This is a genomic window from Hymenobacter lutimineralis, assembly GCF_008271285.1.
Classification (GTDB): Bacteria; Bacteroidota; Bacteroidia; order Cytophagales; family Hymenobacteraceae; genus Hymenobacter; species Hymenobacter lutimineralis.
The window spans coordinates 62,735-87,777 of the sequence record NZ_VTHL01000012.1; the positions used below are offsets into that span (position 1 = coordinate 62,735).

19 protein-coding genes are annotated in these 25,043 nt (G+C 59.3%); 6 read left to right on the forward strand and 13 right to left on the reverse strand.

Annotated features, from left to right (window positions below):
• Positions 1-36: 36 nt before the first annotated feature.
• The gene (locus tag FY528_RS12350) at positions 37-1,206 is read right to left on the reverse strand and encodes a ribonuclease D (protein WP_187632107.1); all 1,170 of its coding nucleotides are present in this window, start codon (positions 1,204-1,206) and stop codon (positions 37-39) included.
• A 196-nt stretch (positions 1,207-1,402) separates the two neighbouring features.
• Between FY528_RS12350 and FY528_RS12355 the strand changes: the two genes are divergently transcribed.
• Both FY528_RS12355 and FY528_RS12360 read left to right on the forward strand, forming a co-directional pair.
• Positions 1,403-4,459 (forward strand): SusC/RagA family TonB-linked outer membrane protein, encoded by a 3,057-nt coding sequence (locus tag FY528_RS12355; RefSeq protein WP_149071331.1) that lies wholly within the window; start codon positions 1,403-1,405, stop codon positions 4,457-4,459.
• Between the two features lie 27 nt (positions 4,460-4,486).
• Positions 4,487-5,896, forward strand: a complete 1,410-nt coding sequence (locus tag FY528_RS12360) for a RagB/SusD family nutrient uptake outer membrane protein (RefSeq protein ID WP_149071332.1) — start codon at positions 4,487-4,489, stop codon at positions 5,894-5,896.
• Between the two features lie 90 nt (positions 5,897-5,986).
• Here the strand turns inward: FY528_RS12360 and FY528_RS12365 are convergent, their stop codons facing one another.
• Entirely contained in the window at positions 5,987-6,466 is a 480-nt protein-coding gene (locus FY528_RS12365) for a hypothetical protein (RefSeq protein ID WP_149071333.1), read from the reverse strand.
• Positions 6,467-6,636: 170 nt separating this feature from the next.
• Between FY528_RS12365 and FY528_RS12370 the strand changes: the two genes are divergently transcribed.
• Positions 6,637-6,894, forward strand: a complete 258-nt coding sequence (locus FY528_RS12370; RefSeq protein WP_149071334.1) for a hypothetical protein — start codon at positions 6,637-6,639, stop codon at positions 6,892-6,894.
• A 165-nt stretch (positions 6,895-7,059) separates the two neighbouring features.
• A complete protein-coding gene (locus FY528_RS12375) occupies positions 7,060-9,627 on the forward strand; it encodes a M14 family zinc carboxypeptidase (RefSeq protein ID WP_262383981.1) in 2,568 nt (855 codons plus the stop codon).
• A gap of 115 nt (positions 9,628-9,742) precedes the next feature.
• Here the strand turns inward: FY528_RS12375 and FY528_RS12380 are convergent, their stop codons facing one another.
• The 3 genes from FY528_RS12380 to FY528_RS12390 form a co-directional block, all read right to left on the reverse strand.
• Entirely contained in the window at positions 9,743-10,075 is a 333-nt protein-coding gene (locus FY528_RS12380) for a hypothetical protein (RefSeq protein ID WP_149071336.1), read from the reverse strand.
• 78 nt (positions 10,076-10,153) lie between these two features.
• Positions 10,154-11,377, reverse strand: a complete 1,224-nt coding sequence (locus FY528_RS12385; protein WP_149071337.1) for an S-adenosylmethionine:tRNA ribosyltransferase-isomerase — start codon at positions 11,375-11,377, stop codon at positions 10,154-10,156.
• Between the two features lie 28 nt (positions 11,378-11,405).
• Positions 11,406-12,176 carry a class I SAM-dependent methyltransferase gene (locus FY528_RS12390; protein ID WP_149071338.1) on the reverse strand — a complete coding sequence of 257 codons (771 nt, stop codon included), beginning with the start codon at positions 12,174-12,176 and terminating at the stop codon, positions 11,406-11,408.
• A gap of 475 nt (positions 12,177-12,651) precedes the next feature.
• Between FY528_RS12390 and FY528_RS21260 the strand changes: the two genes are divergently transcribed.
• Positions 12,652-13,224: a hypothetical protein gene (locus tag FY528_RS21260; protein ID WP_187632110.1), complete on the forward strand. Its 573-nt coding sequence runs from the start codon at positions 12,652-12,654 to the stop codon at positions 13,222-13,224.
• Between the two features lie 269 nt (positions 13,225-13,493).
• Here the strand turns inward: FY528_RS21260 and FY528_RS12400 are convergent, their stop codons facing one another.
• The 8 genes from FY528_RS12400 to rpsF all read right to left on the reverse strand — a co-directional run bounded on the left by FY528_RS12400 (position 13,494) and on the right by rpsF (position 23,249).
• On the reverse strand, positions 13,494-13,784 hold the full coding sequence (locus tag FY528_RS12400) for a DUF2752 domain-containing protein (protein ID WP_149071339.1): 291 nt from the start codon (positions 13,782-13,784) through the stop codon (positions 13,494-13,496).
• Positions 13,785-13,803: 19 nt separating this feature from the next.
• The gene (locus FY528_RS21440; RefSeq protein WP_197748876.1) at positions 13,804-14,376 is read right to left on the reverse strand and encodes a TM2 domain-containing protein; all 573 of its coding nucleotides are present in this window, start codon (positions 14,374-14,376) and stop codon (positions 13,804-13,806) included.
• Positions 14,377-14,679: 303 nt separating this feature from the next.
• On the reverse strand, positions 14,680-17,223 hold the full coding sequence (gene priA, locus FY528_RS12410; RefSeq protein ID WP_149071340.1) for a replication restart helicase PriA: 2,544 nt from the start codon (positions 17,221-17,223) through the stop codon (positions 14,680-14,682).
• Positions 17,224-17,313: 90 nt separating this feature from the next.
• Positions 17,314-19,347, reverse strand: coding sequence for a thioredoxin domain-containing protein (locus FY528_RS12415; protein ID WP_149071341.1), 2,034 nt, complete (start codon positions 19,345-19,347; stop codon positions 17,314-17,316).
• A 73-nt stretch (positions 19,348-19,420) separates the two neighbouring features.
• Positions 19,421-21,805 (reverse strand): GSCFA domain-containing protein, encoded by a 2,385-nt coding sequence (locus tag FY528_RS12420; RefSeq protein WP_149071342.1) that lies wholly within the window; start codon positions 21,803-21,805, stop codon positions 19,421-19,423.
• A 258-nt stretch (positions 21,806-22,063) separates the two neighbouring features.
• Positions 22,064-22,507, reverse strand: a complete 444-nt coding sequence (rplI, locus tag FY528_RS12425) for a 50S ribosomal protein L9 (protein WP_149071343.1) — start codon at positions 22,505-22,507, stop codon at positions 22,064-22,066.
• 108 nt (positions 22,508-22,615) lie between these two features.
• Positions 22,616-22,867 carry a 30S ribosomal protein S18 gene (gene rpsR, locus FY528_RS12430; RefSeq protein ID WP_149071344.1) on the reverse strand — a complete coding sequence of 84 codons (252 nt, stop codon included), beginning with the start codon at positions 22,865-22,867 and terminating at the stop codon, positions 22,616-22,618.
• Between the two features lie 4 nt (positions 22,868-22,871).
• Positions 22,872-23,249, reverse strand: a complete 378-nt coding sequence (gene rpsF / locus FY528_RS12435; RefSeq protein ID WP_149071345.1) for a 30S ribosomal protein S6 — start codon at positions 23,247-23,249, stop codon at positions 22,872-22,874.
• A gap of 381 nt (positions 23,250-23,630) precedes the next feature.
• Here rpsF and FY528_RS12440 point away from each other — a divergent pair, with 381 nt between their 5' ends.
• Positions 23,631-24,965: a cytochrome c3 family protein gene (locus FY528_RS12440; RefSeq protein ID WP_149071346.1), complete on the forward strand. Its 1,335-nt coding sequence runs from the start codon at positions 23,631-23,633 to the stop codon at positions 24,963-24,965.
• Positions 24,966-25,043 lie beyond the last annotated feature (78 nt).

Here is a 25,043-nt window from a genome sequence, read left to right on the forward strand (position 1 = left end):
TCCGCGAAATCCGAAAAATCCGCGCGAACCCGTGGTTTACATCGGCTGAGCGACTACGCCGAAGTCAAGCCCGTGGCGTTGCGCGGTTTCCTGCAGGATAGTCTTCTGCCAGGGGCGCAACACCGTGTCGGCGCCTTGCTCCACGATATCCCCGATCAAGCGGTTGGAAAGCACCAGGTTGGCTACGTAGCTGTTTACATCCTGGGTGATGTGCGTTTTCAGCTGGTTGAGTAGCTGCTCCCGCGCATCGGCCTGGGCGGCTTTTTCGCCGGTGAGGCGGCGCCGAAACGGGAACCGACGATTCTCGGCGGTGGCGGCGGGCTCGGGGGTAGCCACAAAATTATCGGGCGAAAGGGCCGTGAGCTGCTCCAGGTGAGGGGAGCGGCGGAGCTCGGGGTGCAGGCCCCGGGCATTTTTCCAGTCGTTCAGGCTGCGCGGGGTGTCGCGCACCAGCTCGGCCAGCCGGTCGTTGGCAAACACCATGTACGGTGGCCGGTCGAGTTGCCGGGCTATGGTATCCCGCAGCACGTACAGGTCGCGGAAGAGGGGCAGCTCCCCGGGCAGGATGCGGTATTTACCCGCAATGCGCAGGTAGGGCCGCTCGTCGCGGGTGTAGCGCACGTCCTCCAGGGCTTTGTTTTCCTCCGCCGCCCACTGGCTGCGGCCCAGGCTCTGCAGGCGGGCCGCCAGCCGGTCCGTCAGCTCAAACAAATACAGCACGTCGTTGGCAGCGTACAGTTTCTGGGCTTCCGTGAGGGGGCGCTTCAGCCAGTTCGACTTCTGTTCGCCCTTGTCAACTTCCAGACCCAGCTCCGTCTGAATCAACCGGCCCAGGGAAATATTATTTTCCGATTCCGCCAGCAGGGTGTATTGCACGCTGGTATCGGTGATGGGCCGCACGTGCACGCCGTAAAGCTCATCCAGGAGCAGGATATCGGACTTGCAGCTGTGAAACACCTTTTCCACGGCCGGGTTGCGCAGTACCTCCCACAGCGGCTCCAGCTCCTGGGCGGGGTTGGTGAGCGGGAGCGGGTCGACGAGGTAAACATTTTCACCGTCAAATACTTGAATCAGGGCCAGGTTGCGCCCGTAGCGGTAGCGCATGTCGTCAAACTCAAGGTCGACGCCGATGCGCGGGCAAGCCTGCAGGGCCGTGGCGGCCTGCGCAATGGCTGCAGGAGTGGTGAGGTAGTGGATAGCCGGCATTACAGGAAATTTCCCGCAAAGAACGTGGAATTTGCCGGGGTTCAGCATCTAACAGTTGTTAGTCTGGCAAACCAATATCTTTCGGAAGTACAACCGGAATCTGCCATAATTTCTTAGTATTGCCAAATGGGGCCCATTTGCGGGGCGTGCATTTGGGCCTTTTTCACTCACTCAAACCGACCGGGAGGTCACACACATGAAACAGAAAGTACTCCTCTCCCTGGTGCTGTACCTGTTGCTGGGCATATCGGCCTGGGCTCAGACACGCGCCGTGAGCGGCCGCGTAACCGGTGCCGGCGACGGCGCAGGCCTGCCCGGCGTAACCGTGCTGGAGCGCGGCACTACCAATGGTACCAGCACCGATTCCGGTGGCAACTTTACCCTGAACGTGCAGGAGGGGGCCTCATTGGTCTTTAGCTCCATTGGCTTCGTGTCCCAGACTGTGCCCGTCACGGGCGGTACCATCAACGTACGCCTGCAAACCAACGAGACCCTGCTCAACGAAGCAGTAGTAGTAGGCTACGGCACCCAGGCCAAAAGAGACCTGACCGGCTCCGTAACGCAGCTCGGCAGCAAAGACGTGGAAAACGTGCCCACCGTCAGCTTCGAGCAGGCTATTCAGGGCCGTACCCCGGGCGTACAAATCAACCAGGGCTCCGGTAAGCTGGGCCAGGGCGTAACCATCCGCGTGCGCGGCTCATCGTCTATCACGGCTTCCAACCAGCCTTTGTATGTGATTGATGGTATCCCGGTGACGTCGCAATACGTAGGCCTGGCTAGCTCCGAGCCGCTCAACCCCCTGGCCGACCTCAACCCCAACGACATTGAGAGCATCACCATTCTGAAGGATGCCGCGGCTTCGGCCATTTACGGCTCGCGCGCTTCCAACGGGGTAGTGCTGGTAACCACCAAAAAGGGCCGCCAGGGCGAGTCCAAGGTGAACGTAGGCTACTACGTGGGCACCAGCCGCGCTACCCGCATCCGGGAGTTCCTGAACCGCGACCAGTACAAGGAGTTCTTCGGAGAGTCTATTACCAATGCCTCGCTCTTTTCACCTGACGACTCGTACATTGCTGATGAGTATGGCCCCAACGATGGTTCTGATCCAGACTATCTTGCCAATGTTTTTGCAAACGAGGGTGGGCTAGATTACAATTCCAATACCGATACGCCCTGGAATGAGCTTGCTTTCCGCAAAGGTAAGGTGGCGCAGTACGATGCCAACATCAGCGGAGGCGACGCCAAAACCCGCTTCTACATCAGCGGCAACTACAGCGACCAGACGGGTATTATCATCGGCAACCAGTACCGCCGGGGCTCTTTGCGTACCAACTTCGACCACAACGTTTCGGACAAGCTGAAGGTAGGCCTGAATCTCTCGCTGGTACGCTCGGTAAACGACCGGGTGCCCGATGACAACGCCTTTACCAACCCCATCCAGATGAACGCCCTGCCGCCCCTGCAGGCCGCCTACGATGCTGCTGATCCAACGGGATTCAACCGCGGGACACTCTACGAAAATGCTTTGGTGTCAACCAACACGGCTACCAACCGTTCCGGTAACTACCGCTCCATTGGCACCGCTACTTTGACCTTTCAGCCCATCAAAAACCTGACCTTGCGCTCGGAGCTGGGTGGCGACTTCCTGAGCTTGCGGGAAGAACTATACTATAGCCGCCTCTCCAACGATGGGGCTCCGGATGGCTACGGTTACAGCAACCAGGTGCAGGCCGTGAACTATACCACCAACAACACGGCTACCTGGGCCCAAGCCATCGGCGAAGACCACACCTTCGACGTACTGGCCGGCTTCAGCTTCCAGCGTTACGACCAGTCACAGTCGGCGGTAGAAGGCCGGGGCTTTCCCAGCGACCAGTTTCGCCGTTTGGCCTCTGCCGCCCGCTTTACTTCCGGTAGCGGCTCTTCCGGCACGGGCTATTCCTTTCTGTCGCTACTGAGCCGGGTAAACTACGCCTTCGCCAACCGCTACTTACTATCAGCCAGTGTGCGCGGAGACCAGTCTTCCCGCTTCGGCAAAGAAAACCGCTGGGGCGTGTTTCCGGCCGCTTCGGCTGGCTGGGTAATCAGCGAAGAAAGCTTTCTGCAGGAAAACAACGTGGTAAGCTTCCTGAAGCTGCGCGGTAGCTATGGCCTGACGGGTAACGCCGAAATCTTCAACAACTTTGCGGCCCGCACCCTCTACACTGGTAGCCAGTACGGCTCTGAGCCGGGTATCGTGCCATCCACAGAGCTAGGCAACGACCAACTGACCTGGGAAAACACCGCCCAGGCAGACTTGGGCCTGGAGTTCGGCTTCCTGAACGACCGCATCACTGGTGAGGTAGACGTTTACCAGAAAAACACCACCGACCTATTGCTGCAAGACCAACTGCCTTATACAGGGGGATATCAGACCATTTATCGGAACTTTGGCAAGCTGCGCAATCGCGGCTTGGAAATCTCACTGAATACGCGCAACATCGACAATGCCTTCAAGTGGACTACCAACTTCAACGTTACCTTCAACCGCAACGAGGTATCGGACCTGAACGGACAGATTCTAAACACCGGCGCGCGTAACCTCAGCAACGTGCGCGAGGGGGAACCAATCGGCGTGTTCTGGGGTATCGAGTACGCTGGCGTGGACCCGGCCAACGGCGACGCGCTTTACTACACGGCCGATGGCAGCACGACCAACGTACCGGGTGATGCGGAGCGCCGTAGATTGGGCGACCCCAACCCTGATTTCACGGGTGGCCTGACGAATACCATTGCATTCAAAGGCTTTGAAGTAAGCCTGCTCAACCAGTTCGTGTACGGCAATGACATTTACAACTCGGCGGGCTTCTTCCAGTCAGTAAACGGTGATTTTTTCGACAACCAGACGGTAGATCAGCTGAAGCGGTGGCAGAAGCCAGGTGACGTAACCGATGTGCCGCAGGCACGGTTTCTGATGGGCAATGGGTCACGGCCGTCTTCCCGCTGGATCCAGGATGGCTCGTTCCTACGTTTCAAAAACCTGACCATTGCCTACAACCTGCCCAAGGAGTGGGCCGGCAAAGCGCGCCTTTCCAATGCTCGCATCTACGTGACGGGGCAGAACCTGCTGACCCTCACCAAATACGAGGGCTACGACCCGGAAGTGAACAGCTCGTTCAATGGCGCGGCTTTCACTAACTACTTGGTTGGCCACGACTTCTATACGCCGCCACTGGCCAAAACCTGGCTGGTTGGGGTAAACCTGGGTTTTTAATCTGACGGCGTTCTTACAGCTCAACTCATGAAAAAATATACGTTTCGCGCTGCTACGGTAGCGTTGCTGCTAGCTGCCGGATTGCTGAGTACTTCCTGCGAAAAGCAGCTGGACATCCAACCCCAGCAGTCGATTGACGCGGGTCTGGCTTTGGGCACGCCCGAAGGTATCGGTACGGCGGTAGTAGGGGCTTATTCTCGCCTGTATACCCCGGGCCTTTACGGTACCAACCTTGTTCTCATTCCTGATCTGCTGGCCTCTGAGGGCTACGTGGCTTGGCAGGGCACTTTCCAGAGCTACCGCGAACTAGCCCTGGCAGATATTGAGAACTTCAATGCAGATGCTTTGCGCACCTGGCGTGAGGCCTACCGGCTCATTAACATCAATAACCTGATCCTGGGCGGGCTGGGCACCATCACCGATGCTGATACCCGTGCTCAGTATGAGGGTGAGATGCGCCTGATGCGCGGTTTACTGTACTTCGAGCTGGTGCGCCTCTATGGGCAACCAGACATCAATAGCCCGCTGGGGGTACCCTTGCAGCTGAAAGGCATCAACACCCTGACGGAGGCCTCAGCTAAGGTTGGTCGTAACTCGGTGCAGGAAGTATACACCCAGATCATAGCGGATATGCAGGCGGCGGAGGATTTGTTGCCGGAAAGCAATGAGGAAGGACGCTTTGATAAATTTGACGCGAAGGCCCTGCTGGCGCGGGTATACTTGCAGCAAGGCAAATATGCCGAAGCGGGTGCCTTAGCCGATGAGGTGATTACCAGCAGCGGTGCTTCGCTGAATCCTTCGGTGCTGGACATCTTCACCAGCAAGGGCTCGGCGGAGGCCTTGTTTGAGGTGCAGCAAAACGACCAGAACAATGCTGGTACTACCAACGACGGCCTGGCCACCTTCTACTCCGGTAAAACGACGGGCTTCCGGGGCCGTGCCGACGTGAACGTGTCCTCGGTGTTCGTTGCTCAATACGAAACCAGCGACATGCGCGGCATCTCCGGTGAGAACATTGGGGAAAGCCTGCTTTACGTGGGTGATGCCGTACGCGCCGGCCGCCGCTCCTTTAAATGGAACGACCCGGCTCAGAACATTCCCATCATTCGCTTGGCCGAAATGTACCTGATTCGGGCCGAAGCCAATGTTCGGCTACCTTCAGAGGGCGGAAATGGAAACCCTGCCGCCGCATTGGAGGATATTAACCTGATCCGGGAGCGGGCCGGGGCTTCTACCTTAGGCTCGGTATCAACGGCGGAGGTTCTGCGCGAGCGGGAACTGGAGCTGGCCTTTGAGGGCTTCCGCATTCACGACTACCGCCGGACCGGCCGTACCCTGGGGGGTAACCCCTCCACGGCTCCTAACCGGGTACTGCCTATTCCGGATTACGAAATCCAGCTGGGCAATGCCCTGCCGCAAAACCCGGGCTACAACTAAGCCGTTGTGCCAACAAAGCCAAAAAGCCGCTCAAGTTTTGGAGCGGCTTTTTTTATGGCGGGCAATCTGCTTTTTAAGGCAAAATCAGTCTCAGGCTTCGTCTTCTTCCTCGTCGTAGTGGCTGAAATCGAGCTGGGGCAGCAGCACCAGTGCATCAAACAGCACGTCGTCCATGGCCTCGCGGGAGTCGGCGTCGAGGGTGCGCTCAAACAGCTGCAGCACCTGCTCGCCCTCGTCGTTTACGTAGAGGTTGGTGTAGAGCTGCTCGAAGGCCTGGGCGTCGCGGTGAATGGCTTTGTCGATTTCGCCGATGGAGCCGGCCTGGGCGGCGCGGTGCAGCACGGCCAGCACCCGGCGGCTTTCCTCGTGGTCACCCAGGTCGGCCAGCAGCTTGATGAGGGCCATGGCTACCACCAGCCGCACCCGCTCGAAGCGAAACGCCAGCTCCGGTTTCGGGGCTTTTTCCAGGGCTGCGTAGGCCTGGTGCTCGGCCGGGGTGAGGTAGCGGGCGGCCTCGGCCGGGAGGGGGAAGGCCTCACGCAAAAGTTTTTCGAAGGCAGGAGCACTCATAAGCAGGGTTGGTGAAGCGGAACAGGGCGAAGGGACGCGCAAAACGGAGTATTCGGCCCGCGCGGTGTAACCTCAGCCTGCAAAGGTACGATTGAAGATACTGCCAGCGGGACGTAAACGAATTTCGGGTAGCTCCCGCTGGCTTTGTCTCACCTAAGTAGTTTGCCGCAATGACGCACAAAACGAAATGGCTGACGTTTGCGCCAGCCGGGTTGATGGTAATTGGGTTGGGTACCTGCCTGGTGCAGTGGGCCAGCAACCTGAAGGAGCAACAAGCCCCCACGGCCACGTGGGTGGGGGCGGGTACGTTGGCCCTGGGCGTCCTGAACGCGGGCGTGAGCCTGTTTGGGCGGGGCGTAGCGGAGAGCGTGCTTTATCAGCTACGCGAAAAAGCCTCCGACCTACCCACAGCGGAAACGAAGAGCTGACTGATTTTTGCCCACTCCCGTCGCAATAACAGCTAAATGGGGCGGGCTTCGGCCTTATTTCCGGCGGTAGTGGGCAAAAATTACGGGGCTACTGCTACTTTAGGCTTTCTTTGGCTTTGTAAGCTTTTCGCCCATGCAGCCGTAGGGCTGCGTCAACCTTTTTCTGTGTCCCACGCTTATTTACGTACCCTCCGGGGCTGGCTATGTTTGCTACTGTTGGCAGCGGCTACCCGCACCAGCGCCCAACCCGCCCCCACCGCCGGCCTGCTCACGCCCGAACAGTTTCTGGGCTATGCCCTGGGCAGCCGCTTCACGCCTCACGCCGAGCTGTTGCGCTACGTCGACCACGTAGTACAGCATTCCGGGGGCCGCATGAAGCTCCAGCCTTACGGTGAGACGTATGAGCACCGCCCGCTGGAAGTAGTGCAGGTAGCTTCCCCCGATAACCTGGGGCGGCTCGATGCTATCCGGCAGAACAACCTCCGCCTGGCCGGGCTCCACACCGGGGCCATCCAGCGCCAGCAGCCCGGCATTGTGTGGCTGAGCTACAACGTGCACGGCAACGAATCGGTGTCGTCGGAGGCCGTGATGCAGGTGCTCTACGACTTGGCCAACCCCCAGAACCAACAAACCCAGCAGTGGCTGCAAAACACCGTGGTGATGGTGGACCCCTGCGTGAACCCCGACGGGCGCGAGCGGTACGTGCAGTGGTACAACCGCGTGAGCAACCGCCAGGCCAACGCCTCGCCCTACGCCTGGGAACACCATGAGCCCTGGCCCGGCGGCCGCTACAACCACTACTACTTCGACCTGAACCGCGACTGGGCCTGGCAGACCCAGCAGGAAAGCCGCCAGCGCCTCACGCTCTACAACCAGTGGCTGCCCCAGGTGCACGCCGACTTCCACGAAATGGGCCCCGACGCGCCGTACTACTTCTCGCCGGCGGCCAAGCCCTTCCACGCCGACGTGACGCCCTGGCAGCGCACCATGCAAAACGTCATCGGCGACTACAACCGCAAGGTGTTCGACCAGAATAACTGGTTGTACTTCACCCGCGAAACCTTCGACCTGTTCTACCCCAGCTACGGCGACACGTACCCGACTTTCAACGGCGCCATTGGGATGACCTATGAGCAGGGCGGCTCGGGCCGGGCGGGCCTCAGCTTCGCCAAGTCCGATGGCGACACGCTCACGCTCACCCAGCGCATTTCGCACCACCACGCTACCAGCCTGGCCACCATCCAGGCCACGTCGGAAAAGCACGACGACCTGCTCAAGGAGTTCCAGCAATTCTTTGAGCGGGGCCGTACCAAACCCCAGGGCGAGTACAAGTCGTTTGTGGTAGCTGGCTCCGGCGACCCAGGCCAGCTGAAAGCGCTGACCCAGTACCTCGATCGGCAGCAGATTCGCTACGGCTACGCCCCCAAGCGGCTGAAAACGCGCGGCTTCAACTACCTGAGCGGCAAAACGGAAAACGTGCAGGTAGAAGCCCGTGACGTAGTGGTAAGCATGTACCAGCCCAAGTCGACGCTGGTAAAGGTGCTGTTTGAGCCAAAGCCCGCCCTGGAAGACTCACTCACGTACGATATCACGGCCTGGGCCCTGCCTTACGCCTTCGGCTTAAAGGCCTACGCCGTGGCTCAGCGCCTCGACAACTCGGGCTCAGCCCCCACGACCACGACCGTAAAAGGTACTGCCGCTACTGGTACCCCCTACGCCTACGTAGCCCGCTGGAACAACCTGCAGGATGTACGCTTCTTGAGCCGCCTGTTGCAGCAGAAAGTGAAAGTACGGGTCGCTCAACGACCTTTTGAAGCCGCCGGGCAGCAGTACCAGTCGGGTACCCTCGTGATTACGCGCAGCGGCAACGAAGGTCTCGGCAAGCGTTTCGATCAGCTTGTGCAGGCTCAGGCCGATTCTTCCGGGGTGGTGGTGCAGGCCGTAACCTCGGGCTTTGCCACCAGCGGTGCCGACTTAGGCTCCGGCTACGTGCGGTTCGTGAACATGCCCAAAGTAGCAGTATTGGCTGGGGAGGGTGTGTCGCCCACCGCTTTTGGTGAGGTGTGGCACTTCTTTGAGCAGCAGATTGGCTACCCAATTACCGTGCTGGGCACCGATTACCTGAATTCCGTGCCCCTGTCCAAGTTCGATGTGCTGATTATGCCCGACGGCTACTACGCCGATGCCTTCTCCGACCGGCAGCTGGACAACCTGAAAAGCTGGGTGCGCAGCGGCGGAAAAGTTATTGCCCTGGAAGGGGGAGCAGCCTTCTTCGCCGGCAAAAAGGACTTTGCCCTCAAAACCAAGCCCGCCGACAGCACGGCCGCTGGCCGCAAAAACGACCCCTACCGCGCCCTGCGCCGCTATGCTGATGCCGAGCGGGACCAGATTCAGGAGCTGGTGCAAGGCAGCGTGTACCAGGTGCAGCTGGACAACACCCATCCTTTGGCATTCGGCTACGGCCCCAGCTATTACGCCCTCATCCGGGATACGCTTAACTACCGCTTCCTGGGCGAAGGCGCCTGGAACGTAGGCGTGCTGAAGAAGAACAACTACGCCGCCGGTTTCGCCGGTAACCGCGCCCGGCGCAAGCTCAACGACACAGTGGTGCTGGGTGCCCAGGATTTGGGCCGGGGCCAGGTAGTATACTTCGGCGACAACCCCCTGTTCCGGGCTTTCTGGCAAGGCGGGAAACTGCTCTTCGGCAATGCCGTGTTCTTCGTAGGGCAGTAGGTTTGAGGGGTTAGGATCTTAGTAGTAAGTCATCAAAAGCAGAACGCCCCGCTGATACAAATCAGCGGGGCGTTTTTGCAACCCTAGTGCGGAAAAACTATATACGCTAAGCTCTCTAGTCAACCACGTCTTTGGCGGTGTTTTTTACAGCTTTGCCAGCTTTTTTAAGGCCTTTGCCGGTTTTTTGAGCCCCTTTTTTAGCTACCCGGCCCGTTTTCCGGCCGGCCTGCTTCACGTCCTGGCCGGTGTTGTAAGCCTTCTGGCCAGCCTTGGTCCGGCCCGTGCGGCTTTCTGATTCCACTTTTACTGTGCCGTTGCTCCGCACATCTACCTCAGTCGACGATTGGGCACCCGTAGCTGGATTCTGGGTTTGGGTTTTGATTTCCTCCTGAGCGAAGGCAGAGCCGGAAAACGCTGCAAAGGCCAGCAGCAATACTATCTTTTTCATGAGAAAGGTCTAATGGAGATGAATGGCCCTCTATACGCTCCATTCCCAAATTGGATAGCCAAACCAGCTAAATAGACCTTAGGGAAGCAGTAAGGAACTGTCGCCGTAGCTCAGAAACCGGTAGTCGTGCGCCAGTGCGTGGTCGTACACGTCGCGCCAGCGCGGACCAATCAAAGCGGCTACCAGGAGAAGTAATGTGCTTTCCGGCTGATGAAAGTTGGTGATGAGCCCATTGGCTACCCGGAAGTGGTAACCGGGAGCAATGAGCAGCTGGGTGGTAGCGTGCAGGATATCGGCTCCGGTAGCCTGCAGGTGCTGCAAAAGGGCTTCGAGAGCTTCGGTGGTAGACGGGGCAGTAGTCTGCTCGTAGGGTTGCCATTGGCTCACGTGCCACGAGGGCGTCGTCGGGTCCTGCAGCAGGGCAGCGCCCAGCCAGTACAGGCTTTCCAGGGTTCTGAGGCTGGTAGTGCCCACGGCCAGCACGGGCCGGGGCAGGTGCGCCAGCAACTGCCGCAGCAAGGTCGCCGATACGCTGATGGGCTCCCCGTGCATGGCATGATCCGCCATGTGCCCGGCCTTTACCGGCTGGAAGGTGCCCGCGCCTACGTGCAGCGTGACGCGCCCCGAGGCAATGCCCCGGTCAGCTAGCTCGGTCAGTACCTCATCGGAGAAGTGCAGGCCGGCGGTGGGTGCTGCTACGGCGCCTTCCTGGGCGGCGTACACCGTCTGGTAGCGCACGGCGTCTACGGCTGTATCGGTGCGGTTGAGGTAGGGGGGCAGGGGCAGGTGCCCGGCCGCGCGCAGTACTTCGGCAAAAGGCATGCTGGCCGGCACCCAGCTAAAGTGCACCAACGAATAGCCATCGGCTACCTCGCCGCGCTCCGCCGTGAGGGTGGCCGGCTGGTTGTCGGCCGTAGTGAAAGAGAGGGTGACGGGGCCGGATTTCCACCGCTTGCCGTTGCCAACCAGACATTTCCACACGCAGGCGCCGGTTTGCTGCATAGCCGGCTCAATGGCCCGGTGGGGAGCTACCGGCTCCAGGCAAAAAAGCTCCACCAGGCCACCCGTGGGCTTTTGAGCAAAGAGCCGGGCGCGCACCACTTTGGTGTCGTTGAAGATGAGCAGCGCATCGGAGGGTAGCTCCTGGGGCAGCTGGCGGAATACCTGATCGGTGATAGTACCCTGGCGGTAGACCAGGAGCCGGGACTGGTCACGCTGGGGCAGGGGCTCGGGCGCAATGCGCCCGGCTGGCAGATGATACGTGAAGTCTTGGATGGAAAGCTGGCGCGGGTCGGTGTTCATACCTCGCAAAGGTAAGGCAGGCGCTGGCCTACTTCTTCCGGAAAATAAGCAGGTGTTGTTGCGGCAGTGACTGGATGTTTTCCACGTATTCCAGGCCGATGGCTTCCAGCTCCCGGCGGGCCTGGGCCACGCTCATCTTATGAATGCGCTTGATGGCCACATTGGGGTCCTCGGCGCGGTACTCCACCAGGGCGATGCGTCCGCCCGGCCGGAGCGCAGCCTGCACCGCCTGCATGATTTCCCGGGGATGGTCGAACTCGTGGTAGGCATCTACAATCAGCACCAGGTCTACGCTATTGGCCGGCAAGTTCGGGCTCAGCACCGTGCCCAGAATTGGCAGCACGTTTGTTGCCTTCCGGCGGGCTTTGGTCTCCTTCAATACCGCCACCATTTCGGGCTGAATATCCACGGCCAGCACCTTGCCCCGCGGCACGAGGGGGCTGATGCGGAACGTGAAGTAGCCGGTGCCGGCGCCCAGATCGGCCACTACATCAGTAGGCTTGAGGTGCAGCTCCCGCAGCAGGATATCGGTGCCTTCTTCCTTGTCCCGGTCGGTTCTTTCCAGCCAGCCCGCCCCATCGTGGCCCATTACGTGCGCAATCTGACGGCCCTGGTAATATTTGCCGATGCCATTGGGGTCCTGGGCCGGGCGCAGCTCGTAGCCGAGGCTGTCCGGCAGCAGGGCCCGGCTGGCCGTGGTACGGGTTTCCAGGACGGGCTGGGTGCAGGCAAAAAGAAAAGAGAAGGCCAGCGCGCAAAAAACCGGGCTGACAGAAATGGGAAATGAAGTTCGCTGCATGCTGGGGAAACAAAGCTACTTTATCAACGCGCCGCTGGCCGGAAGCGTTCGAACGAAGCTGGGCTGTGGGCTGGCGCGAAGCACTGGAGCCGGAAGAACGGCTAAGAAGACACGGGTAGTATGCAAATTAAGGAAAGGCCATCCTAGGCATTGCACCTTTACGACTTTCCATAGGTACAGAATTTCCCAGGCTTGCGGCTGCATTGGTTTCAGGGCTGACAATCAATAACCTATTCGCCGCCGGCTCCTGCTTGCCAAGCTCCACAGAGGACGTAGCTGCGTGTGGGGGCGGCCGGTAAGCGTGGGGCGGGGGAGGCTAATCAGGGCGCTTTCCCAGGTAGCTGAGCTGTTGCAGGAGGAGTTTTATTAGTTATCATTGCAGTAAACATAGCTAGTATGGCCAATTCCCTGCGCGGTTCGGCCTCGTCTATATCAACCCTTACGTTTCTTTTCCTTTAACCATTTTCTTGTTCCTATGAAACAACACCTTCTCTCCTGGAAGCAGAGCCTGCTGGCTCTGACGGTACTTATCTCGGCTGGTCTGAGCAGCTGTAACCGCGCTGAGTACGCCATGCTGCCCAAAACGTCGTCGTACCACGGCACGGAGCGGGTAGCCGTTACGAAGCCCGCCGCTACCCCGGCTCCGGCCGTGGCAGAAGCTCCGGTTGCCACTGCCCCCGCTGCCGAAGTAGCCGCTGTGGCCCCGGCTGTTAAAACTGCTCCCGCCGTTGCTGCTCCCGCTGCTGCCAAGAAAGCCACCGCGTCTACTGCCGCCAAGCCTTCCTTGATGCAGAAAATGCTGGTGAAGAAAGCGCTGAAGAATGCCGACAAAGTAGCTTCGAAAGTATTCAAGAAGAAGCACAGCGACGTTTCCGAATCCAACAAGCTGCAGGGCAAGCTGCGCCAAGGCGTGATTCTGCTCGTCCTGGGTTTGGTGGTTCAGATCCTCGGCAGTGCTATCGGCTCCGGCATCATCGTGCTGCTGGGCGGTATTCTGGCCCTGATTGGTCTGATCCTGATCGTACTTTACCTGCTCGACGAAATATAGAGCGGCCTGCTTTACCAGAAAACCCCGGTTACCACGCAGGTAGCCGGGGTTTTTTGCGTTCATCGGGGGCACTTCGGCGAGTGACCGTAAACCAGGCCACACCGGCCACATGAGCTGCGTAACGGACCTTCTTGGGCGCATTGGAACCTCGCAACGCGATAATGGGAACCGATGTCCTGACTTTAGCCCAGGCATAGTAAGTATTACACGAAAAAGCCCCGCCTGCACTGCAGGTGGGGCTTTGTGGTAAAACGGTTTCGGCGGCTTGATTACTCTTCGGACCGCGGGGGCGGAACCCAGCCCAGCCGCTGCATATTCACCCACACTTCCTGACCCCATAGCCAGGCCAGCAGTGGCAACACTATTACCACTAACCGATTGTAGTGCCAAGCTTGCTGCCAGTTGAGGTGCAGGGCGTGCATGCAGGCGCGGGTGATACCGCAAGCCGGGCAGGCCTGGTGCAGCAAAAGCTGGCTTAGGCAAACGGACTGACCGTGGTCGAAGAAGGATCCAGGCAGCACCAGCAGCGTAAGCCAGATGATGCCCGAGCCTACAATCATGAGCAGCGCCCGAAGCCGCTTAAAGTTTCTTCGCGTAATCTCCACCTTTCGGCTTCAGGTCACCGGTAATGATGCGAATGAGGTCAATCAGCGCCCAGATGCCACAGCCGCCGAGCGTGAGGAGCTGGGCAATGCCGATGCCGGTATAGCCCAGGTAGAAGCGGTGAATGCCCAAGCCTCCAACCAAGAGAACGAGGATCAGGGCTACCGCCTGGCTTTTGCCTTCGGCCAGCGGCGCGGCGGCGTGGGCTTTCTTGCTGGCCTTGTGCAGCGCTTTGATAGTGGCTTTGGCTTCTTTCACCTCGGCCCGAGTGGGAGCCGCTGTGGTAGCCATAGTAACTTTTTCAGCCTGTACCTGAGCCGAGTACGTACGGGCGGCTTTGCGGGCTACTGCTGGGGCTGCAGCTGCCGGTGCCGTAGACGCTGTGAAGGCCGGAGTAGCTTCCTGGGCTACGTCGGTAGTCTGCACGGTAGCAGCACTGGCCGTGTTGTGCGACGAGGCCGGAGCGCGGAACGTGTAGCTTTCTTTGCTGCACGAGGCCAGGGAAAGCATCAGCAAAGCGGCTGATAGCAGAGAGTTAAAGTTTTTCATAAAATGAGGAAAAGGGAAAAGAAAAAAGAAAATAGGGTACAATGAATATGGCTATTTCGCGCCTACACCAACAATATTAAATCCTTTTTCCTTTTTTTATCGTTTAAGGCATCATTTTTTAATTGTGCTATCATTATCAGGATTATAAGTAGTTGATTGATAGTGTATAATGCTCATATAGGATTGCTTTCACCGGTTTTTTGCTGACAACAGACCATACGCAGACCGCCCATTCCGGCAACAGCCGGAATGGGCGGTCTGCGTATGGTCTGGCTTTCGTGCTGCTACGGGTGCTTCCCTACTCTACATCGGGTCTACGTCGGCCACGAAGCGGGCCTGCTTGTAGTCCTTCTGGTCTTTCACGGCGTTGATGGCGGCCAGAATATCGGCTTTGGCCTGCTTGAGCACCGTATGCTCGCGGCTGAGCTTGATGGTAATTTCCTGCAGAAAGAAGTTACGGATGCGGAAAATGTAAGGCGCCTCGGGGCCCAGCACGGCCTCACGACCCAGCCGGTCTACCAGCTCGTTGGTAAGCAAAATGGCGGCCCGCTCGGCCAGGTGCTGGTCCATGTGCTTTACCGTGAGCCGGATGACGCGCATAAAGGGCGGGTAACCATGCTCGCGCCGCTGCAGAATCTCGTACTCGTAGAACTCCAGGTAGTCGTTGCGGATAACCTTGTCGAAAATTACCTGCTGCGGGTCGCCGGTTTGGATGATGACCTTCCCCTTTTTGCCCTTGCGTCCGGCTCGCCCGCTTACCTGCACAAACATCTGGAAGGCCCGCTCGTGCGCCCGGAAATCCGGATAATGGATAATGGAGTCGGCGTTGATGATGCCCACCAAGCTCACATTGGCAAAGTCCAGGCCCTTGGTGACCATCTGGGTGCCCACCAACACGTTGGTTACCTGCTTTTCAAAGTCGGCAATGATTTGCTGGTAGGAGTTTTTAGCGCGGGTGGTATCCAGGTCCATGCGCTGCACGTTGGCCTCGGGCAGCATGATTTTGAGGTCATCCTCAATTTTTTCGGTGCCGAAGCCCACCGGCTTGAGGTTGCGGGAGCCGCAGGCCGGGCACTCTACGGGTAGCCGGTCGTGGTAGCCGCAGTAGTGGCAGCGCAGCTCGTGGGCGTGCTTGTGGTAGCTGAGGCTCACGGCGCAGTTCTGGCACTTGGGTATCCAGCCGCAGTCGAGACAGTTGATGAAAGGGGAGTAGCCGCGGCGATTCTGAAACAGGATAATCTGCTCCTTAGCGCCCAGCTTCCGCTCCATCTCCAGCATGAGTTCGGGCGTGAAGTGGTTGTGCATCTTCTTCGCTTCCCGGCTCTTGCGCGTATCCACCAGCTCAATTTCCGGCAGCCCGGCCTCCCCGAAGCGCTTGGTAAGGGAGACCAGCCCGTAGCGCCCGGTGCGCGTCTGGTAGTACGTCTCCACGGCGGGCGTGGCCGAGCCCAGCAGCGTGCGGGCACCCTGGAAGTTGGCCATCATCAGCGCCACTTCGCGGGCATTGTAGCGCGGAGCCGGGTCGTACTGCTTGTAGCTGCTCTCGTGCTCCTCGTCCACGATAATCAGCGCCAGGTTGTCGAAGGGCAGAAATACCGAGGAGCGGACGCCTACTACTACCTGGAACCGCCCCGACAGCACCCCGTTCCACACTTCCACCCGCTCGTTGTCGGAAAACTTGGAGTGGTACACGCCCAGGCGGGAGCCGAACACGCGCATCAGGCGGGTCACAATCTGGGCGGTGAGGGCAATTTCGGGCAGCAGGTACAGCACCTGCCCGCCCCCGTCCAGCGCCTGCCGGATAAGGTCGATGTAGATTTCGGTTTTGCCGGCGCCCGTTACACCGTGCAGCAGCACAATGTCCTTTTCCTGAAACTGCTGCATCACGTCGTCGCGGGCCGTCGTCTGGGCCTCGCTCAGGGTGAAGTGCATGTTGGCCTCGGCGGCATCATCCAGTGGGAAGCGCGACACAATCACGTCGAACTGCTCCAGAATGCCGTTTTTGATGAGCGTGTTGACGGCGGAAGGAGAGAGGTGCGGAGCCGAAGTCAGGTAGGCCTTTTCGATGCCCTGGTGATTGAGATGCTCATTCTGGTATACTGGCACCTTCTGCAGGTAGCGCATGAGCACATCCAACTGCTTGGAGCGGGAGGCCAGCTGGGCAAACAAGCCTTCCACCGCCGCTTCGGCTACGTAGTGATGCGCCAGCCGCACCTTCTTCACCACCTTGGGCGAGTACTTGTCCTGCAAATGCTCGAACAGAAAGACCACGTCCTTCTGCATCAGGGACTTGATGACCTTGTGAAAGGACGTGATGCCTAGGATTTCGCCTACCTCCGTGAAGGTGAGACTTTTGCCTTCTTCGCCAGTGCTCAGGGCCTCCACAATCTTTTCCTCCTGCTCACTGAGCGGGTAGGGGTTTTCGTCGCGCACAAAGGCCGGGTGTAGCTGCACCCGGCTCTCAGAACTAAGCTTAAGGGCCGAGGGTAGGGCCGCGTTGATAACTTCGCCCAGGGTGCACAGGTAGTAGTCGGCCATCCAGCGGAAGAGCTTCAGCTGGGGCTGCGTCACCACCGGGGCATCATCGATAAACTCCAGGATGTATTTGGCCTGATACTCTTTAGGCGGATTTTCGTGCACGGCCGCCACAATGCAGCTCAGCGTTTTCTTGGCCCCAAACTGCACAATCACGCGGCCCCCTACCACTACCTGGTCGTTTAGCTCGTAGGGCACGCGGTAGGTATACAGCTTGGGCAGCGGCAGCGGCAAAATCACGTCCGCAAACAGCGTGACGCGGTCAGTGGCCGGCTCGGGCTGCGGCTGCACAAAGTCAAACGTGAGGCTCAAAGGAAAATCTGGCTGGAAGCGAAAGGTAAAGATAACACACGAGGCCGCGCCAAGTAGAGGCTCAAGCGGAATTCGTTGGCCGCCGGCCGGCTACAGTTGCTTCAGGGCCTCCGCCACACTATGTACTGGCAGCTGGCAGGTGCTGTTGAAGCACACGTACACTGTTGTCTGCTCCTTGATGGCGGTGCGGTTTTGCAGCAGGGGCAAAGAACTGGGCTCGGTACTACCTGCCAGCACCACGTTGGGTAAGTAGTGTCGGCAAAGCTCTTGGCGGAAAGCCTGCGCCTCGGGGCCTACAATAGCAATTTCGGCGGTGGGCCGGAGAAAGGAAGCGTAAAGGGAGGCCCAGTGCGCAAGGTGCTGGGGCTCCTGCACGACCAGCGTCTGCACCCGGCGCAGCATAGCGGCGGCCAGCTCGGTGTAGCGTGGCTGAGCCAGCAGCAGCCCCAGCCGGTGCAGGTTGTGCGCCATCACCGCGTTGGAACTGGGAATTACGTTGTCGAACAGCTCTTTGCGGCGGGCAATCAGTGGTTCACTGGCGGCGTCGGTGTAGAAGAACTGCTCCTCGGTGGGGTCAAAGAAGTTGTCCAGGGCATAAGTGGTCAGGACCTCAGCCTCGTGCAGCCAGGCTTCCACGAACGTGGCCTCGTATAAGCTGATATATGCCTGAATCGTCAGAGCATAGTCTTCTAGAAAGCCAGGAACGGTGGCGCGGCCTTCTTTATAGCTTCGCCACAGGGCAGGCCCGTTCCGCAGGTTGGCCTGGATGAACTCGGCATTGCGAAGTGCCAGCGCCAGGAAGGTAGGCTCGGCAAAGGCCCGGTAGGCATCGAGCATCCCTTGCAGCATCAGGGCGTTCCAGCCGGTGAGTACTTTGTCATCCAGGGCCGGGCGGGGCCGCCGTTCCCGATATGCCCGCAGCTTCTGCTGCCAGCTCTGCACCAACTCGGCCACCACGCCGGGGGCCAGCTCGTGTGCTCGGGCAAAGTCGGTATCCGAGAGGTGGCGGTGCAGGATGTTGCGGCCGTGTTCCCAGTTGCCCGCAGCGGTGCATTGGTAGTACGCTGAGGCCAGGGGCTCTTCGTCGCCCAGAGCCGCTACCAGCTCTTCTTTCGTGAAAACGTAGTAACGACCTTCCTCCCCTTCGCTGTCCGCATCCAGCGCCGAGTAAAAACCGCCTTCCGGGCTCATCAGCTCCCTTTCTATAAAGGCTACAGTTGCATACACAACCTCCCGGAATAGCTCCTCGCCGGTTGCCTGGTAGGCTTCGGCGTAGAGACTGACGAGCTGTCCATTGTCGTAGAGCATTTTCTCGAAGTGTGGAGCCAGCCAGGCTTCGTCCACCGAATAGCGCGCAAAGCCCCCGCTTACCTGATCGTAGATGCCGCCCCAGGCCATGTGGCGCAGGGTAAGCAGCACCTGCTCGCGCACGGCGTGGCTCCCACTAAGCTGCTGGGTGCGCAAAAGAAAGCGCCAGATGCTGGGCATCGGAAACTTGGGCGCCCGGTTCAGCCCGCCTTGCTCCCGGTCGAACTTTTCGGCTAGGTTATACACCAGCAATTTGAAGTCTTCGTCCGTAACGCCCTGCGCCGCCACCGGAACGTGGTGTTTCTCCAGGAAGCTTACCTGCAGGGCGCGGGCAAACTGTTCAGCCGAGGCATCCAGCTGCTCCCGGTCGGCGTTTTGATACGCCTGCCCAATGCTGGTCAGCAGCTGCGTCCAGTTGCCCGGAGAAAAGTAGGTGCCTCCGTAGAACGGCTTGGCGGCCGAAGTCAGGAACACGTTCAGCGGCCAACCCCCAGCTAGGCCCATAGCCTGCAGGGCCTCTATGTATACCTGATCTACATCCGGGCGCTCTTCCCGGTCGACTTTAACGCAGATGAAGTACTCGTTCATCAAGGCGGCAATCCGCGGATTCTCGAAAGACTCGCGCTCCATCACGTGGCACCAGTGGCAGGCCGCGTAGCCTATGCTCACCAGGATGGGCTTTTGCTCCTCTACTGCCCGCGCCAGGGCCTCCGGGCCCCACGGATACCAGTCTACCGGGTTGTGGGCATGCTGGAGCAGGTAGGGGCTGGTTTCCTGCAGAAGGCGGTTAGAAGGGGAGGATGCGGGCGAAGACATGGGTGAAGGCAAGATGGGAAAGACAAAACCCGGCCGCAGGGGGCCGGGTTTTGTCTTGGGGTGTTTTATCAGGTTACGCTTCCGGCCCGGCGGGCTTGCGGCGAGGCGGGCGAGTGCGCTTGGGCGCCGGAGTTGCAGGAACATCGGCAGGGGCCGGCGCTTCGGGCGCAGGGGCTTGGTCTAGCTGAGCCGTCGGAGCCTTCGCCCGCCGTTTCGGGGCTGGCTTGCTTTCTGGGGCTGGTGCAGCGGCTGCTTCAGGGGCCGGCGTAGCCTTTTTCGGGCGTGGGCGCTTAGGCTTTGGTACCAATGGTGCGGCCGCAGCTGCTGGCTCCACGACCGGGTCGGGCGGTGCTACCGGAGTAGCTTCGGGGACGACTTCTGCGGCCAACACCGGCTGCTTGGCCCGGCTAGGGCGGGGTTTGCGCGTGGCTACGCCGGCTTCGCTCAACGTGCCGGAGGAACCTGTATTGACCGTATCCGGAATCAAAGGCGGCGCAGGTAGCACCGCTGGTCGCGCTTCCGCTGAAGCTGCTACTGGGGCCACGGTAGGCGCCGGCAGGCTGGGCATCTGCGGCGCTACCGGCGGAAGTTCCGTTGCAGGAGCCGACGCTTCCGCTGGTACAGCGGTTTCACCTGCTTCTATCGGCGTATTGTCCGCGGCATATAAGGGCTTGAAGCGCGCGGCAGGACGGTGTGGTTTGCGTACTGCGGCGGCTCGCCGTTCGCTGGCCGAGCGGCCGGTGCGGCCTTCCCGACGACTGCCGGCTTCCTCCGATTCAGCTTCTGGCGACGCAGGCTCCGCAGTTGGTTGGTTTTCGGCGCTTGGCGCAAACACGGCCGGCTCCTCAACCGGGGCCGACGTCAGCAGGGGAGAGGTGGGCTCAGTTTGGGGTTGAACGGGTGCCGCAGCTGCTTCTTCCAACCCTGTTACAGCTGCCGAGAGCGTGTCGGGTAGGGCCGGCTTACGGTTTTTCGAACGGCGGGAATTGCGTTTGCGGCGTTCCAGCGCGGTTTGCAGGGGCGCGTCTTCCTGCGCAATAATTACGGTGGGCGGCGCGGGCGGCAATGCCTGAGTAAGCTCGGCGGCGGGCTCGACGGCAACTGGCGCTAGGTCAGCCGGGGCCTCGGCCTCCACACTAGCCGCGGCCGTAAGGGCTTCGGCGGCCAAGCGGGCGGCGTGCTTTTTCTTGTTGCGCTTGGCTCCACCCCGGCTCCGACGCTTTTTCTTCATCAAGGGCTGCTCCGATTCCAGCACGGCATCTACGGCTTCGGCTAGCGTGTCAACTTGCTCAGCTTCTTCTTCCCCGTCTTCCTCTTCCTGCTCGGAAATTTCCGCCGGTGCAAGCGGCTGGCGGCTGGCTTGGACCCATTCGGGTGCGGCCAGCGTCTTGGCTTCATTGGTTGAGGTTCCCTCCCCAATATCGATGCGCTCCTCGTCGTCTTCGGGCTCTAAGTCTAATTGAATCGGAGCAGGGGGGAGGGGCAGTTCGGCCAGGCGCTGCCGCACAACGGCCAGCTCAGTCTGCACGCTGGCCTGCGCGCTGATGCGCTCCAGCCGTTCGAGGGTTTGCTCCAGAAACTGGCGGTGTTCGGGCGCAGCCGCATACAAAGGCCGGTGTGCCAACGCCTGCCGGATGCTTTCCCATTCTTTTTTGAAGCGGCCGAAGGCCTGATCGAAGTAGGTGCGCGTGAACTTCTCCCAGATATAGTCCTCGGCCACCGACGAGGGGTGCAGCATATCCGCCGCGTAGAAGCGGTAGTCGCGCAAGTCGTCCACCAAAAGCTCATATGCCGGGAAATACGACATATCGGGCAGCAGTTCGCTCAGGTAATGGCAGGCCACGCGCAGCACCGACTTGCTCACAGCATTCAGCGGCAAGGTATCCTTAAGATGACGCACGGGGCTCACTGTCAGCACAAAGCGCAGCTTGGGGTTGATGCGACGCAGGTAGGCGTGGGTTTCGGCTACGGCGTTGATAATCTCATCGGGCGTCAGCAGCTCCTTCTCGAACCCCTCGGCGGGCATCTTGTGGCAGTTGCTCACCAACTCCTGCGTTTCCTTTAGCCGGTAGACGAAGGCCGTGCCCAGCGTGAGGACGACCACATCGGCCTGAGCCAGGAAGGCCCCGGCCTCGTGCATTTTTCCTTGGATCTGCTGAAGCAACGCCACCGGGTTGTCGGCACCTACGGAAGCGTGCAGGTCGTAGCTCTGCCAACGGCCCCGGGCTTCCACGAGGTGCTGCTGCCAGTCCATATCCTCGCCTGCGGCGGCACGCAGGAGTTGGCAGGCCGTAATTGGGTTGAACACGGTGCCGAACGGATTCACCAGGGCCCCAACTTTGTAGTCGGTGAGGCGGCGGCCAATAGAGTCGGCAAAGCAGGAGCCTATCGTGAGCACCCGCGCGGAAGGCGGCAGCTGCTGCGGATGGGGTATAAGGGGGAGTTCGGTACGGAACATCAGGGATACATCAACCCGAAAAGCGGTGCGGGCCACCGGCAGCTTGCTCCTTATGCGGCGCCTGCCAAGCGGCGGCACCCACAACCAGCCGAGCAAACGCTACCAGGCCAGGAGAAACTACAGTAGATAGAGTGCAAAGGTAACAGGCAGCCACTGAATGCCGCGCTAACCGGTAAGGGTACGTAAACAGCCCGCTAATGGCCAAGAAAAAAGCCCGTCTGATTTAACAGACGGGCTTTTTCTAAGCAGAAGCAGTACCTATTCTGATACTACGTTGAAGCGTACTTTGTGCTTCACCTCGCGGTGCAGGTCCAGCGTAGCGGTATATTCGCCAACAGCCGTAGGCTCCTGGTCGAACGACAGACGCTTGCGGTCTACCTCGATGCCTTTCGCTTTCAGGGCGTCGGCAAGTTGCAGGGTGGTTACCCGGCCGAAGATGCGGCCGCTTTCTCCCACCTTGGCGGGCAGGTCAGTTACTACGTCCCCGATTTTGTCGGCCACGGCTTGGGCATCTGCCTTTACCTTCTCCGCTTTGTGGGCGGCCTGGCGTACGTTTTCGGCTACGATTTTCTTGTTGGTCTTGTCAGCCAGCACAGCCAGACCCTGGGGCAACAGGTAGTTGCGGCCGAAGCCGGCTTTCACCGTCACCAAGTCATTCTTGTAGCCCAGACCCTTTACGTCGTCTTTCAGGATTACTTCCATGTTTTTATTTAGTATTCAGTAGTGAGGAGTAAGTGCTGAGTAAGAACGGAGCGAAGAAACTTCGCATTGGTCTCACTACTCAATACCAACTACTCAATACTAATTTTACTATTTCAGCGAGTCGGTTACGTAGGGCATCAAAGCCAGGTGACGGGCTTTGGCCACGGCCTGAGCTACTTTGCGCTGAAACTTCAGGCTGGTACCGGTGATGCGGCGGGGCAGAATGCGGCCCTGCTCGTTGACGAACTTGAGCAGGAAGTTCGGGTCTTTGTAGTCCACGTACTTAATACCGGCTTTCTTGAAGCGGCAGTACTTCACGCGCTGCTCTTGCTTGTGGATTCTTTCGTTGGCGAGGCTCATATACTTATTGGGCTACGGCTTCCGATTGTTGTTTAGCCTTCTGCTGGTTCATTTCGCCGTTGCGACGGCGCTGGCTGTAAGCCACGGCGTGCTTGTCGAGCACCGTCGTGAGAAAGCGGATAACCCGCTCGTCGCGACGGAAAGCCGTTTCCAGCTTGTCAACGATGTTGCCGGAGCCAGTGAACTCCACGAGAAAGTAATAACCGGTCGATTTCTTCTGAATCGGGTAGGCCAGTTTCTTGAGGCCCCAGTTTTCCTGGTGAATGATGTCGGCGCTATTTTCCTTAAGCACCTGGGTGAACTTCTCGACCGTCTCTTGCACCTGGCTCTCGTTCAGCACGGGAGTCAAAATGAAGACCGTCTCGTAATTTCTTACTTCCATTACGACGGGGTGAAAATGTGATTAAAAAACTGAATGAGGCGGCAAAGATACGCTTTTTCAGTTGGAAAGAACCCGGTAACACAACATTTCTTTTCCAGCTTCGGCGGACTAAGCCAGTGTGAATCAGCTGGCAAACAACGGTAGCTCAACGGTGTTGTTTTCTAGAGGCGCCGCTGAGCGCATAGGCTGGGGGAGCCAGCGCACAGAAGCGGTGGAGTGCAGAACATATATTAAGGAGTTGGAACCGGCCTTTTTAGAAGCATTCTACACAAGTCCGCGAAGGCGAAAATTAGCCTGGGCGGGTTTGTTCTCTGGGTTTCCCGACCTACATTTGTGGCCTTGAAGCACCCCCGCGTTTCTTTTTTCCCGTCAAATTGTGCTATGACTAGCATCCGACTTCGTACCCTTCCGCACTTCTTACTGGCTCTCTTTCTGTCGTTTGCCGCCCTTGACCGTGCCTCGGCACAGGACGTGGGCGCTGCCCCGGACGTGAGCAAGGAAGGAGTAGCGCCCGGCGCTACGGCCGCCGCTGCCCCCGCTGCTGCCGCTGGGGCCACCACCGGCGACGCTGCCGCCATTGCTGCCGGCGACGCCCTTTTCAAAGGCAACTGCGCCCAGTGCCACGCCGTGAACGAGAAAGTGGTTGGCCCGGCTCTGCGGGACATTTCCAAGCGCCGTTCCCTGGCCTGGCTGATTCCGTGGATCAAGAACTCCAGCAAAGTAGTTGCCAGCGGTGACGAATACGCGGTGAAGATCTTCAACGAGTACCAGAAGCAGCAGATGCCCAGCTTCCAGCTCTCGGATGCTGAAATCACCTCGATTGTTTCTTACCTCGACGCCGAAAGCGCCAAGCCTGCAGTAGCTGTAACTCCCCCAACTGGTGGTAAGCCTGGCGAAGGTGGCGAGACGGCCGCCCCCGGCACGGAAGCCGGCGCCGCCAAGTATGTCGACATCCTGCTCATCGTATTAGTAGTAGTGCTGATTGTGCTGGTGGTAACGCTGGTTATCATTGCCAACATCATGAAGGACGTGCTGCGGGGCCGCAAGGACCTCGATGGCCGCGACGTGGAAATGCTGGAGCAGCGCACGGACTGGACGCAGCTGTATAAGTCGAAAGTAGTACGCGGTTTGGCCGTGGGCATCTTCGTGCTGGCCGTGTTGTACGAATCGGTGCAGGGCGTAATGGCCGTGGGTCTGCAGCAGGGCTACCAGCCTACCCAGCCCATTGCCTTCTCGCACAAGCTGCACGCCGGTGAGCACCAGATCAACTGCGCCTACTGCCACACCTCGGTATACAAGAGCAAGTCGGCCAACATCCCTTCGGCTAACATCTGTATGAACTGCCACTCGCAGATCAAAACGGAGTCGCCGGAAATCAAGAAAATCTACCGGGCTATCCAGAAGAACCAGCCCATTCAGTGGGTGCGTATTCACAACCTGCCCGACCTGGCCTACTTCAACCACTCCCAGCACACGCAAGTGGGCGGCCTGGAGTGCCAGACCTGCCACGGCCCCATCCAGAACATGGAGGTAGTATACCAGTACTCGGCCCTGACCATGGGCTGGTGCATCAACTGCCACCGCGAAACGCCTCTGAACACGAAAGGCAACGGTTACTACGACAAGCTGGTGCAACTCCACGACAAGGCGAACGGCGCAGTGCCCTTCACGGTGTCGTCGAATGGTGGCACGGAATGCTCGAAGTGCCACTACTAGGTTAACCAGCCGGAAGCTCACCATTCAACGTGAGCTTCCGGTTATAACCCACTAAGCAAGTCTCTAATACAAGCCTTG

Bases quoted from the DNA above. Each gene is read 5' to 3' on its own strand.
- FY528_RS12350 (WP_187632107.1), bottom strand. From the start codon at position 1,206: ATGCCGGCTATCCACTACCTCACCACTCCTGCAGCCATTGCGCAGGCC.
- FY528_RS12355 (WP_149071331.1), top strand. From the start codon at position 1,403: ATGAAACAGAAAGTACTCCTCTCCCTGGTGCTGTACCTGTTGCTGGGC.
- FY528_RS12360 (WP_149071332.1), top strand. From the start codon at position 4,487: ATGAAAAAATATACGTTTCGCGCTGCTACGGTAGCGTTGCTGCTAGCT.
- FY528_RS12365 (WP_149071333.1), bottom strand. From the start codon at position 6,466: ATGAGTGCTCCTGCCTTCGAAAAACTTTTGCGTGAGGCCTTCCCCCTC.
- FY528_RS12370 (WP_149071334.1), top strand. From the start codon at position 6,637: ATGACGCACAAAACGAAATGGCTGACGTTTGCGCCAGCCGGGTTGATG.
- FY528_RS12380 (WP_149071336.1), bottom strand. From the start codon at position 10,075: ATGAAAAAGATAGTATTGCTGCTGGCCTTTGCAGCGTTTTCCGGCTCT.
- FY528_RS12385 (WP_149071337.1), bottom strand. From the start codon at position 11,377: ATGAACACCGACCCGCGCCAGCTTTCCATCCAAGACTTCACGTATCAT.
- FY528_RS12390 (WP_149071338.1), bottom strand. From the start codon at position 12,176: ATGCAGCGAACTTCATTTCCCATTTCTGTCAGCCCGGTTTTTTGCGCG.
- FY528_RS21260 (WP_187632110.1), top strand. From the start codon at position 12,652: ATGAAACAACACCTTCTCTCCTGGAAGCAGAGCCTGCTGGCTCTGACG.
- FY528_RS12400 (WP_149071339.1), bottom strand. From the start codon at position 13,784: ATGATTGTAGGCTCGGGCATCATCTGGCTTACGCTGCTGGTGCTGCCT.
- FY528_RS21440 (WP_197748876.1), bottom strand. From the start codon at position 14,376: ATGAAAAACTTTAACTCTCTGCTATCAGCCGCTTTGCTGATGCTTTCC.
- FY528_RS12415 (WP_149071341.1), bottom strand. From the start codon at position 19,347: ATGTCTTCGCCCGCATCCTCCCCTTCTAACCGCCTTCTGCAGGAAACC.
- FY528_RS12420 (WP_149071342.1), bottom strand. From the start codon at position 21,805: ATGTTCCGTACCGAACTCCCCCTTATACCCCATCCGCAGCAGCTGCCG.
- rplI (WP_149071343.1), bottom strand. From the start codon at position 22,507: ATGGAAGTAATCCTGAAAGACGACGTAAAGGGTCTGGGCTACAAGAAT.
- rpsR (WP_149071344.1), bottom strand. From the start codon at position 22,867: ATGAGCCTCGCCAACGAAAGAATCCACAAGCAAGAGCAGCGCGTGAAG.
- rpsF (WP_149071345.1), bottom strand. From the start codon at position 23,249: ATGGAAGTAAGAAATTACGAGACGGTCTTCATTTTGACTCCCGTGCTG.
- FY528_RS12440 (WP_149071346.1), top strand. From the start codon at position 23,631: ATGACTAGCATCCGACTTCGTACCCTTCCGCACTTCTTACTGGCTCTC.